Origin of the sequence: Acinetobacter nosocomialis NIPH 2119, assembly GCF_000368085.1 — a bacterium.
GTDB classification, from domain to species: domain Bacteria; phylum Pseudomonadota; class Gammaproteobacteria; order Pseudomonadales; family Moraxellaceae; genus Acinetobacter; species Acinetobacter nosocomialis.
In genome coordinates, this window is record NZ_KB849239.1 from 2,085,680 (window position 1) to 2,098,168 (window position 12,489).

The 12,489-nt window shown below is 42.4% G+C and carries 11 protein-coding genes; 1 reads left to right on the top strand and 10 read right to left on the bottom strand.

All coding sequences use genetic code 11. From position 1 onward, the window contains the following. The first annotated feature begins 154 nt into the window (after nucleotides 1-154). Complete coding sequence (locus F984_RS13595) at nucleotides 155-1,453, top strand: MFS transporter (protein WP_004710120.1); 1,299 nt, start codon at nucleotides 155-157, stop codon at nucleotides 1,451-1,453. Between the two features lie 62 nt (nucleotides 1,454-1,515). Here F984_RS13595 and F984_RS13600 read toward each other — a convergent pair whose 3' ends face one another. The 10 genes from F984_RS13600 to F984_RS13645 form a co-directional block, all read right to left on the bottom strand. Next, a complete protein-coding gene (locus tag F984_RS13600) occupies nucleotides 1,516-2,712 on the bottom strand; it encodes a hypothetical protein (protein ID WP_004710123.1) in 1,197 nt (398 codons plus the stop codon). Between the two features lie 156 nt (nucleotides 2,713-2,868). Further along, the gene (locus F984_RS13605; protein WP_004710125.1) at nucleotides 2,869-4,509 is read right to left on the bottom strand and encodes a thiamine pyrophosphate-binding protein; all 1,641 of its coding nucleotides are present in this window, start codon (nucleotides 4,507-4,509) and stop codon (nucleotides 2,869-2,871) included. Nucleotides 4,510-4,547: 38 nt separating this feature from the next. Beyond that, entirely contained in the window at nucleotides 4,548-6,014 is a 1,467-nt protein-coding gene (locus F984_RS13610; RefSeq protein ID WP_001040543.1) for an aldehyde dehydrogenase, read from the bottom strand. Between the two features lie 13 nt (nucleotides 6,015-6,027). After that, complete coding sequence (locus F984_RS13615; RefSeq protein WP_000735778.1) at nucleotides 6,028-6,819, bottom strand: aspartate dehydrogenase; 792 nt, start codon at nucleotides 6,817-6,819, stop codon at nucleotides 6,028-6,030. Nucleotides 6,820-6,834: 15 nt separating this feature from the next. After that, nucleotides 6,835-7,629 carry an SDR family oxidoreductase gene (locus tag F984_RS13620; protein WP_004710129.1) on the bottom strand — a complete coding sequence of 265 codons (795 nt, stop codon included), beginning with the start codon at nucleotides 7,627-7,629 and terminating at the stop codon, nucleotides 6,835-6,837. Between the two features lie 15 nt (nucleotides 7,630-7,644). Beyond that, nucleotides 7,645-8,469, bottom strand: a complete 825-nt coding sequence (locus tag F984_RS13625; protein ID WP_004710133.1) for an alpha/beta fold hydrolase — start codon at nucleotides 8,467-8,469, stop codon at nucleotides 7,645-7,647. Between the two features lie 36 nt (nucleotides 8,470-8,505). After that, nucleotides 8,506-9,027, bottom strand: a complete 522-nt coding sequence (locus tag F984_RS13630) for a cupin domain-containing protein (RefSeq protein ID WP_004710136.1) — start codon at nucleotides 9,025-9,027, stop codon at nucleotides 8,506-8,508. 23 nt (nucleotides 9,028-9,050) lie between these two features. Further along, the gene (locus F984_RS13635) at nucleotides 9,051-10,274 is read right to left on the bottom strand and encodes an MFS transporter (protein ID WP_004710138.1); all 1,224 of its coding nucleotides are present in this window, start codon (nucleotides 10,272-10,274) and stop codon (nucleotides 9,051-9,053) included. 42 nt (nucleotides 10,275-10,316) lie between these two features. Further along, on the bottom strand, nucleotides 10,317-11,528 hold the full coding sequence (locus tag F984_RS13640; protein WP_004710141.1) for an NAD(P)/FAD-dependent oxidoreductase: 1,212 nt from the start codon (nucleotides 11,526-11,528) through the stop codon (nucleotides 10,317-10,319). A 29-nt stretch (nucleotides 11,529-11,557) separates the two neighbouring features. Continuing rightward, nucleotides 11,558-12,487, bottom strand: a complete 930-nt coding sequence (locus F984_RS13645; RefSeq protein ID WP_000627784.1) for a VOC family protein — start codon at nucleotides 12,485-12,487, stop codon at nucleotides 11,558-11,560. Nucleotides 12,488-12,489: the final 2 nt, after the last annotated feature.

Here is a 12,489-nt window from a genome sequence, read left to right on the forward strand (position 1 = left end):
CTGTTTTTGTTTTATCTAAAGCGTTTTTTGTTTTAAAGCTTTTTTAGCTTACTAAGTAAAATCCACATATCCCTATAGAACAAATTTCCTCCATTTACTTTTATTTCACTTTTCCATTAATATCCTAACTTCAATTACAACAATTAAGTAAAAAATGGATCAGGAATTAACTTTGCAGGACGCGAACTACCTCACTAAAGAAGATAAACGAACCCTCGCCCTTTCTTCACTAGGTGGCGCTTTAGAGTTTTACGATTTTGTGATTTATGTATTTTACGCAAAAATCATTTCCGACCTCTTTTTTCCAAGTACGCTTAGTCCGTTTTGGGCCATGCTCAACACTTACGGCATTTTTGCAGCAGGTTACTTTTTCCGCCCTTTAGGTGGAGTTGTCATGGCCCATTTTGGTGACTTGGTTGGGCGTAAGAAGCTCTTTTCGCTTTCAATTTTGCTGATGGCACTGCCTACCCTGTTTATCGGGATTTTGCCCACCTTTGAAAATATCGGATATTTGGCACCGCTACTTTTATTGCTTATGCGTGTGGTGCAAGGGATTGCGATTGGGGGGGAAATTCCAGCTGCATGGACCTTTGTATCGGAACACGTCCCTGAGAGAAAAATCGGACTGGCAAATGGGTTACTCACCGCTGGGCTTTCTCTAGGAATTTTACTGGGTGCACTGATGTCTTTATGGATTTCACTGAATTTTAGTGAAGCACAAATCCATGACTGGGCTTGGCGTATACCTTTTATTGCAGGTGGTATTTTTGGTCTAGTTGCACTTTATTTAAGAACGTATTTAAAAGAAACACCTGTATTTAAAGCCATGCAGGCACGTAAAGAAATTTCAAAAGAAATGCCTGTAAAACAAGTCTTAAAAACGCATAAAACAGCCGTTGCGATTGGCATGTTATTTACATGGTTTTTAACGGGCTGTGTGGTGGTAGTGATTTTAGCCATGCCAAATTTGTTGATTGGTTCATTTGGTTTTGATCGTGCACAGACGTTTGAAATGCAAAGTGCAGCCATTATCATGCAAATGGTCGGCTGTATTTTGGCAGGTTATTTTGCTGACCGTTTTGGTTGTGGCAAAGTCATGATGATCGGTGCGCTTGCTGTGGCACTTACAGCGGCAGTTTTTTATAACAGTTTAGGCCATGCCGCACATTCAACCATTTTTGGTTTATATATGTTGCTGGGTCTATGCTCAGGTACTGTCGGCATGGTGTCGAGCAGTATGGTTAAAATGTTCCCCGCGCCTGTTCGCTTCTCTGGCATTTCGTTTTCTTATAATTTGTCTTATGCAATTGTTGGTGGTATGACCCTGCCTTTAGTTCATTGGCTCAGCCAATATAGTGATATTGGTGCGATGTATTATATTTTCGCGCTAACTATTTTGGCCTTTGTAACTGCCTTTGTGTTTTGGAATAAGTTTGAAAAAAACAGGTATTAAAAATTTTCACTTATTAAATAAAAAAACCACGCCGATTGCGTGGTTTTTTAATACTGCTTACTTTAGAAAGTAAACCCGATATTAAAGTTAATACGGTATAGCCATTTATCACTGTTGGGTGAAGTGGCAGAGGTATACCCTGTTGAGTTGGTCGAGCCACCAATAATGTTAGAGTTTTTACCCCACGTATAGTCTGCCCAAACCATAAATGGCGAAGCAATAAACATCATGCCTGTAGTGTTCATTTGCGAGTCTGACCAATCATCACGTTTTTTATCGAGATAACTATAGTCATTATAAAACTTAATGGCTTTTAGCTTGCCCATATTGGTCACAGGTAACGTATAAGCAAGGTTTAAACTGGCAATCGTACCTTCTGAAGCAATGAAATAAGCAGGTGTAAAGCCATTATTGCCCATTAAAGTCATGTCATTATTTACACCATCTGGGTTTTTAGCATCATATTGATAGTGAATGACAGAACTTTGTAAATTAAAGCGATTGTAGTTGTTTTCGGTATGCAAACCGACTGCATAATATTTGCCGTCTTTATCGGTCACTTTGTTATGTAACTGTGCAATCGCGCCAGAAACACCAAACTCCTGCTTACCAAAATCGGTTTCTAACTTGCGAACAATGCGGGTATTGATTTGATTGCGCTTTTCATTTTGATAGGCTTTTTGAGATGGAAATGCATTTCCTGCCAAATCATCATAAGTTGCACTCTCAGGTGAATAACGCAAGTTGGTCTCTAACATTTGCGGGTAGTAACCGAGTTTTACATCCCAATCTTTGTCGTGATAATTCCAGTTAAGTCCCGGCGCAATGTTATTTCCATACCCTAAAAAGAATGGAATGTGATAGGTCCAGCCATTTTGCGGATAGGGATAAATTGTAAAAGGTTTATAAACCAGACCTGCTTCAATGCTGTTATTGGCATTTAAGTTATAGCCAACGTATGCCTTTTCAATAGATGTTTTCTGCTGATCTTGAAATAGATAGCTGGCGTTGATGTAAGCATCATCAAACTTACCTTTTAGATCGACTCTGAAAATATCAAAATAGAGCTTACCGAAACCGCGGTTTGGGCCTTCCCAATCTTCATAGCGCTGATTTAACCGAACCACCCCACCTAACTTTAATGAGTCGGTACCGTCATCACTTTTCCATTCAAGCAATGAGTCTTTTGCAAATGCATTGACGCTTACCCCCAACGTAAGCTGCGCAATGAATGCCATGATCAATGAAGTCTTTTTCATCTCTACATCCTTGATTGAGTTCCAGCGTCCTGCTGGAACTTTATTTGTTTTACCTGTAAAACTTCGTTTTTATTGTTTTTTAGACAAAAAAATTTATCTAAAAAAAAGGATGGCTTAGCAGCTCCCATCGCATATGTACTAAACCATCCAAACTGGTTAATACAGTTTCTTTTGCGGTGGACCCGCGAAGTTTAATGGTCCAATCGAGTTCATATCGAGCTCGATCACGGTTGGCCCTTCAAAAGCAACAGCCTCTTGAATAACCGTTTTAAACTCATCTGCACTACCGACTTTCCAGCTTTTCACACCCATTGATTCACCAAGAAGTTTGTAGTCTGGAGTATGCAGTTCATTGAAATACTGGCGACCACCGAAGTAGTTATTTTGAATGCCACGCATTACGCCATAACCACCGTCATTCATAATCATTAGGACCATATTGGTGTTTTCTTGTACCATAGTTGCAATTTCACCAATACCAAGCATTAAGCCGCCATCGCCGACTAAACCAATTACTTTTTTGTCAGGGTTAGCAACCGAAGCACCAATTGCTGTTGCAAGACCTAAACCAATTGCACCCGCAAGTGAGTGGATGTTTTGGTTTGGCGCTTGTACCGGGAATAAACGACTACCCCATGTACTACCCGACATAGTGATGTCACGTACAAAAATGCCGTCTTGAGGTAAAGCTGCACGTAAGTGATCACAAATTAATGCGTACTGATCGATTTGCTTGCGCAGTGCATCAATGGCAGCTTGTTTAGCCGCCACTACAGCAGCATCGTAATCGGCATCAACTTTTGAAGTACCTTGAAGTTGTTCTAACACACGTGTTAAGACATCTTTGGCATCGCCACAAATGAAGTTACGAATTTTATAATTACGTTGCTGAGCCACTGGGTTGGCATCTACCTGAATAATGTTTTCAGGGAATTCAACCGAATAAGTTTTGGTTTCATTACTACGTAAACGAGAACCCACCACAACCATTAAGTCAGCATCTTTTAATAATTGCTCAACACCTGCCGAGTTATGGAACGCACCTAAACTACGTGGATGATCATCTGGCAAAACCCCACGAGCATGAGTCGATGAAACAACCGGAATACCTAAATCTGCAATTGCTTTAACTTCTGCAACGCTATTTAAAGTTCCACCACCAATCCAGAAAATCGGACGTTTTGCTTTTTTGATTTCGCTTACAAGAAGATCAATTTCAGCTTGCTCTGCCTGTGGCAACTCAAGTGCTTTCACTGGCCCAAGATTAAGTGGCAAATCAATCTCTGCTGCTTGTACATCAATGGGTAGCTCAACACTTACCGGTCCCATTGGAACAGTGGTTGCGACACGAATGGCTTCACGAATCACACCAACAGCATTGTCTGGGCTGGTAATACGGAACGCCGCTTTGCTTGATGCACGTAAGAATGTAAGTTGGTCTTTGGTTTCATGGATGAAGCTTGCATCACGGTCAAGATATTCACGCTCAACCTGACCAGTTAAATGCAATACAGGGCTACTCGCATTCATTGCCTCAATCAGTGAACCCACCGCATTACCTGCCCCAGCACCCGTACTGGTCAGCGCTACACCTAAGCCTTTAAAACGTGAGTGTGCATCTGCCATGGTGACTGCACCCGCCTCACCACGGGCTGCGACAAAGCGCATTTTTTCACGGCGCCCTACTGCATCGGCAATAGGTAAATTGTGGATGGAAATAACACCATAAATACTATCAACTTGGTGCGCTTCTAAAACTCTTGCGATTGCTTCGCCTACATTTACACGTTCAGTCATGTCTGTTCCTCAAAATTTGTTTTCAGTCCTTGAATTTATTAATCGCACCAAGGGTTAGGCTGTTCATTCAGCCCCATATAAATACTCTTTTGTTGCATGTACGATAAAATGCCCAAACGGCCTTTTTCGCGCCCAATCCCACTGTCTTTAAAGCCACCAAACGGCGCACTAATCGAGAATTTTTTGTAGGTATTAATCCATACCGTTCCTACTTCTAATGCACGTGCAATGCGCCAAGCTTTACGATAGCTTTCAGTCCAGATGCCTGCGGCAAGACCAAAACAACTGTCATTGGCTTGAGCAATTAAATCTTGCTCATTGTCATATTTCATAACGACTAAAACAGGGCCAAAAATTTCTTCCTGACAGGTTTGAGCACTGTTATTTAAGCCCGTGATAATGGTGGGTAAGTAATAGCTTCCTTTGGCATAGTCACCAGTCGTAAGTGCCTCACCACCAATCAGAACCTGACCACCTTCGCTTTTGGCAAGTTGCACATAGCGATCAACTGACTGCAAATGTTTGTCATTAACCAGTGGCCCTAAATGCACACCAGCTTGTTCCGGATGGCCCACACGTAAGCCTTTGGTTATTTCAACCAAACGTGTTAAAAACTGATCGTAAAGACTGCTATGAATAAATAAGCGAGAACCTGCGATACACGCTTGGCCTGCCGAGCTAAAAATACCGTAAGCCACACCTTTAGCTGCCAGTTCGACATCTGCATCCGGTAAAACGATGGTTGGTGACTTTCCACCTAACTCAAGCGAAGTGGTAATCAGTTTATCTGCAGCAATGTGTGCCAAATGACGACCCGTGGTTGTGCCACCTGTAAAAGAAATTTTACGAACCAATGGATGTTGAGCAATGGCATCACCAATGATAGAACCACGCCCAACTAACACACTGAGTAAGCCTTTTGGTAAACCTGCTTCTTCAAAAATTTTGGCAAGCTCTAAAGCAATGAGTGAAGTTGCTTCTGCTGGTTTTAACACCACGGCATTTCCTGCTGCCAAAGCTGGAGCAAGCTTTTGAACCTCACTCGCAATTGGAGAGTTCCAAGGAGTAATAGCTGCCACAACGCCTACAGGTTCATGCACACTCATGGTCATAAAGTCTGGAGCACGTTGAGTGGTGAGCTCATCGTTCAGCGTTTCACATGCCGCAGCAACATAACGTGCAGTTGCCGCCGCGCTCATCACCAAGCCACGAGTTTCGGTTAAAGGCTTTCCATTATCACGGGTTTGCAGTTTCGATAATTCATCTACACGCGCTTCAATAATGTCTGCAACTTTATAGAGAATACGTGCACGCTCATGCGGCAAGCTGTTTCTCCAGCTCGGTTCACGCCAAGCCTGATCTGCTTTTTCAATTGCTTCATTTACATCTTCAAGCGTTGCTGTTGAAAGCTCAGCGTTAACCGACTGATCTGCCGGAAACAGGCTTTGAATGACTGCACCACGGCCTAATCGCCATTCACCCGCAATATAAATTTCCTTTGCCATGATCAAATCCTTCTTAAATCTGTATTGCTTCTACACTATTGCGACAAGCACGAATCACGCTAAGCGCAGCCAAAGTTGATGTTTTCGGGTTACTTGGCAACGGTACTCCCACCAGTTCAATGGTCATTTGCCCAAAGCCACCTTCTGCTACAATGGTGTGTTTATTTTTGTTGATGGTTGGATCAACAGTTAACTCAACCATGGTTTCATCCATTCCAAGCCCTGCAAGTGCAATGGTTGCTGCAACATTGGCGTTGGCAGGAAATTTCATGGCAGCTTCACGGGCAGTTCCTGTAAAAAAGACCGTAGGTTCTGAAACATGGTCTAAATCGACTAATTGCTCTGCATAACTGCCCTTCCAACTTTTTGGACTTTTACAGCCTTTATAAGTGACCTTTTGCAAACCACCTTCTTTAGCAGCAGAAATACCGTCAATACCTGCGATAGCCCCTGCAAGTAAATGCAGATGGGCATCATTTTTTTCGGCAGTTTGCTTAAGCTGAACCAAAAATTCACTATCAGCCAAAGTACCCACCGAAATCAGACCAATGGTCCAGCCTTTCGCTAAAACTTTTTGAGCATGCTCTTTCACTGCTGCTTGACCTGCCACCTCAATGACATAGTCTGGTGTACCATCACATTGCTCAATATCTGAAATCACCTGAATGTCAGATGAGACTTGTGATTGAACTTTCTCAATGCTGCGAGATGGCACTACAATCCATTTGAGTTGCAGATCTTGAGGCAAATGGGCATACACTTCTGCTGCCATTGCGCCAAAACCTATCATCATCAACTTTTTCATGACAGCACCTAATATTTATAAATGTTTGTTAAAACCACCTGAGACATCTATTGCCGAACCTGTGGTGTAAGATGCCAATGGTGATGCCAAGAAAACTAAAGCACGTGCAGGCTCTTCTGGACGGCCTAAGCGCTGCATAGGAATACCACGATTTTTTGCGATATTGCCGGTCCATTCTTCCCATGACAGATTTAAATCTGAACGGGTTTCATAACGGCGTTTCCACTGCGCAGATTCAACCATACCGAGTAAAATCGAGTTCACACGAACGCCATATTGAGTAAATTCATGTGCCAAAGAATGGGTTAAATTCAACAGTGCAGCGCGTGCAGATGAAGTCGCAATCATGTGCGGTTCTGGTTGCAATGCCAGTAACGAGTTCACATTGGTAATTGAGGCATTTGCAGACTGTTTTAAGTCGTCAAGAAAAGCACGTACCGGATGTAAAACACTGAAATATTTCAGCTCAATTTCTTTCATCCAGTCTTCATCTTGCGTATTTTCAAAATTTGAAACACGGCCTTGCCCAGCATTGTTAATGAGCATATCCACGTTGCCCAAATTGAGTTTGACCTCTTTGGCAAATTGCTGAACATCTTCTTTTTTCAACACATTACATGCTTTGGTAAAAATATTGGCATGTGGAAATTTTTCTAAAATATAGTGCTTAGAAGCGTTTAAACGTTCTTCATCGCGACCACACCACGCAACTTTTGCACCCTCTGCAACCAGTATTTCAACAGCAGCCAGCCCAATCCCAGATGAGCCACCGGTAACAACTGCAACTTTTCCTTCAACTTGGAAGCTCATAATCCTTAATCTCTCTTACGATTGTTCCTGAATCGTCAACATAATTTGGTTAAATGCTTGCGGTTGGTCGACATAACTTAAATGTCCTGCATCTTCTATGACGAAGCGCTGTTCCAACTGCAATTCCTGAGCAAGCTCTTGTATACCTAACGCAGGAGTGATTTGATCTTGCTGCCCTGCAATCACTGTGCATGGGACTTTTAAATCGGTTAAGTAATTACGTATTTCGTCATATGCCAGTAAGTACGATGCATGGGTGAAACCCTGTAGAGTCAACTGCTGCATCACCTCTGAAACTAAAGCTAAGGCTTGCGGCTCTTGTTTATAAATCAAATGAGGTCCACGGCTTTGGGCCATGCCTTTAGCACCGAGTTCTTTCAACATTTTTGGTCTTTTTTCAAAAACCTGAATTTGTGTCTGTTCATCGTGGCGTTGGTAGCCTTGCGCCAAGTTAGCGACCACCAAGTGTTTCACTCGCTCTGGGTAAAGTGCAGCAAATGCACTGGCTTGTAAGGCACCTAAGGAGTGTCCCACTACAATTGCTTTTTCAATTTTTAAAGCGTCGAATAACGCTGCCAAACGCTTTGCGTAGTCGGTTGCATTCGGTTGATCCGTTAAAAGTTCATCTGATTTGCCATAGCCTGGTGCGTCCCAGGCAATGACATGAAAATGATGAGACAACACTTCAAGTTGGTTTACCCATGAAGCAGAACCTGAACTAATGCCATGCAACAGCACAAGGTATTCGCCCTGACCAGCTTCCCGATAAGCTTGCTGCTGGCCTTGAACATTGACCGTTTTCACCGGAAATTCTGCTAACTTTTCAATGAGTGTCATCATTTTTAATTCTTTCCCTTCATTCACTTCATCAAACAATTAACGTTTGATTTGAGACAATGGATGCTCTGGTGGATAGTTAGGAATTGTTGGTTTACCTGTTCCCAACATCACACACATCAAGGCATCTTCTTGACCTGGGTTAAACAAACCACGGTAGATCCCCGGTGGAATTGAAATCAGGTCACGCTCTTTTAAACGGGTCTGGAATTTCTCGCCGTTGTGCTCAATAAACAAATCAATTTCGCCGCGGAGCATAAAGAAAACTTCTTCAACATCGTGGTGAATGTGCAAAGGACCTTCACACTGTGGTGGTAGCACCATAGTCGAAAACGTAAAGTTCTCTGCAGGTACAGTATTGCTGTCATTTGCAACACCAGTTGCACCCGTACCCATATAACGCATTTGAGCACGACGATATTTCGGGTCGTAATCGGCTTGGAACTTCAAAGCCTCAAAGTCATATTTACGAGTCTCAAAGCGAGCAATACGTGTGTTTAACCAATCTTCTAAAGAAGCGCCTTCCGGCTGTTTCCACGTTTCGAATTGTTGTGTAGTCATTTTTTAAACTCCTATACAGTGAATTAATAACGTTTTAAAAGAGGAACCAAGAACAACGACCCAATGACAGCGACTGCAGCCAAGAAGGTAATTCCCAAATTAAAACTATGTGTTTGCATCACGATGTAACCGATAAGAACAGGCGCAATTGCACTTGCAAAATTGCCTAAACCGTTAAATATTCCACCCGCAGTCGCCCCTACATTTGAGGTAGTTACTCGGGCAAGCAGAGCAAATACCGCAGCTACTCCAAAGCCCCACGCCATCGCACTTAAAGACATGGCAGCAATAATCAATAATGGCTGGGTCATAATGACCATCACATACATGAAGATGCCCGCCAGTAATAAACCGCTAAATACCTGAATAGCGCGGCGGCCTAACTTGTCAGATAAAAACGCACCCACCACCTCGCCAATTAACATGGCGATGAATGGAAAGCTTGAATACATCCCAAACTCTTTGAGATTGAATCCTTTGTCTTGCATAAGATAAGAAGGAACCCAACTGTTTAAGCCCCACAAATAAGTCATCAATGCAATGTTAAAGAGGCAAACCAACCAGAATGCGCTGTTGCTGAGCAGCAATTTAGTATTGGCAATGTGACCCTTGAAGTTGGTGCCTTTACTCTCGCCCTCAATTTCGACAGTTTTCTTGAGCTGTAAGTTACGTAAACCAAAAACAATGCTAAAAATAGCGATCAGTGTTAAACCAGCCATCACAAAAAAAGTGGAGTGCCAGTCGTGATGAGCTAAAACATTTGCAGTGATCGGGAAACCAAGGAATGCACCAATCGGTGTACCCAGTAAGAACATGGTTGAGGCACGTGCCTGCTGACGGTCTGTGTAAGTCTGTTTAACAATGGTGTATGCCAAAGCAAATAGCGGACCTTCTGCCAAACCAAGTAAAACCCGTAAAATCAACATGCCTGAGTAGCTGGTGGTAAAGCCCATGCAAAGCATGAGTAAACCCCAAGAGGTCACACTCCAGAACAGCATTTTCTTTGGGTTAAAAATGTCGCCTAAAAAGCTTAGAAAGACTGATGAAAACCCATAAGCAAGTAAAAAGCTTGTCATGAGCCATCCGAGCTTGGCTTTATCTTCAGCAATTCCCATCGAGCTTTGAAAATGGGGGTCTGAAAATAAAACCGCAATACTGATCTTGTCGAAAAAGGCCAGTACTACACACACCATAAGGACAAAAGCAGGCACCCAATGCTTTAATCCACTTTTTTCTTCATTACTCATGTGTCATTCCTTCGATTTGGTAATGAGAACCAGATTTAATGTTTACGGTTTTAACTTCATGACATTAAATTCAGCATCTGCTAATAATTTTGGATCTAAAACGGTATTGGCTTGCATCCAACGCTTTGCCAGCTTGATTAACTTCGAGTCATTAATGGCAATCATATTCAGCAAGCGATTTTCATGGTCCAGATATAAATAGCTCACCTGATCTTCACCGCCTTGGCGAATCACCATTTCTTTGGTTTTTTCAGGTTGATACGTTCCTAAAATCTGGATATTAAAGTGGTATTGATCAGACCAGAGCCAAGGAATATCGGTATATTCAGTTTCAATTCCGAGCATTGATTTCGCAGCTGCAATCGCCTGATTTTGTGCATTTGCCCAAGACTGAATGCAATAGCCCAAGCCTGGATGAATCGCGACATCACCTGCGGCATAAATGTCTTGATCTGAGGTCTGTCCAAAACAATTCACCACAATGCCATCTTTCACATCGAGCCCAGCATGCACGCCTAACTCTTTAGCAATTTCGGCACCTGCACCCACTACAACACAATCAAATAACTGGCTATGTTGAGGATGGTTCACCACTTCAACTTTTTGATCTGGTGCTTCCACCAAATGAAGGCTCTTGCTGTCTAAATGAATTTTTGTACCTTGGGTCTCATGCATATTTTTTAAAAATGCAGAAACTTCCGGACTCACACTTCTTGCACACAAACGGTCGCCATATTCAAAAATATGAACCTCTTTGCCTTGCTTACGTGCGGTTGCAGCGATTTCCAAACCAATCCAGCCGCCGCCAATCACAGCAACATTTTTTGCATTCTTTAAAATTTCAGCCAGACGTTCACAGTCACGTACATTTCGTAAAGTCACAACATTAGGAATGAACTGCCATGTATTGACGGGTACACGTGCACGGCTTCCAGTTGCAATCAGCAATTTGTCATACGGCAAAATCTGACCACTTTCTAAATGAACCTGCTTTTGCTCGCGATCGACTTTTGTTGCAATTTCTGGTTTATGCCATTGAATGTTGAACTCTTGGACCTGTTCTGGGGAGAACAGATTCAAACTTTCATACGTTGCTTCTTTTGAAAGTACTTGCTTAGACAGAGGCGGACGCTCATAAAACACCTGATTTTCATTTGAGACCACATGAATTTCACCCACATAACCATTTTGACGTAAGGTGCTGACTGCCCAACCTGCAGCTTGCCCCGCCCCTACAATTACAATCTTTTCCATAGCCTTTCTTCCTTGTAAAGCAATACCTGTTACACAGGCTTTACCTGACGGCGGGTTTTGTCATCAAGACCACCTTCAATCGCCCACTCAGTGAAAAGCTCTAGACGATGTTCTTCTACACGTGGCTGCCATTCTTCAGTCAAATAATCATCGTTGGTGTAATATTCAAATGCACCACCCAATGGTGAGTTGACGTACCAGAAATAAGCAGAAGAAATTGGATGACGTCCTGGTCCAATAAAGGTTGACCACTCTGAACGGTTCATATGTAATCCGCCTCCAATCACCTCATGAATATCACGAACAACAAACGCAACGTGATTTAGACCAGCAGGTTTATTTGGAACGCTAAGTAAGAATAAATCGTGGTGATAACCTTCACCGCGGCAACGTAAGAATGCACCGCGATTTTTGTAAGCATCAGATAAATGAAAGCCTACTTTTTCAATATAGAAGTTTTCAGTAGTTGCTAAATCCGGAGTGAAAAACACCACATGTCCAATCGCAACAGGTTGACCTTTTTCATAAACAGGACTTGCTGCATTAACACGTTGAATGTTGCCGTATTGGTTAATGCCTTCCGTTTTAAGTTCTGGTACTTCTTTTACAAAACTTTGTTCAAAACGAATAGTCATGCCATTTGGGTCAAGACACTGAACTGTATTTTCAGTACGTTTAAAACCGTCTACATCGGCCAAACGAGCTGCCAAGTCTTCAAGGTCTTGAAGACTATCAACACCCCAAGTGACTTCACGTAAAGTTGAACCTTGCTCAATAGCAGGTGGCAAACGGTTATCATCACAATTAAATAGATAAATCTTGCTGCCGTTTTGAGTCTGGTATAAATCTGCACCTTCAATATCAGAAGTACTTTGGCTTAAACCAAAATCTGCCAAAAATTTGTTTGAAGCGGCTCTATCTTCAACTCCAAACTTTAAAATCTCGATCCCTGTAATCATTT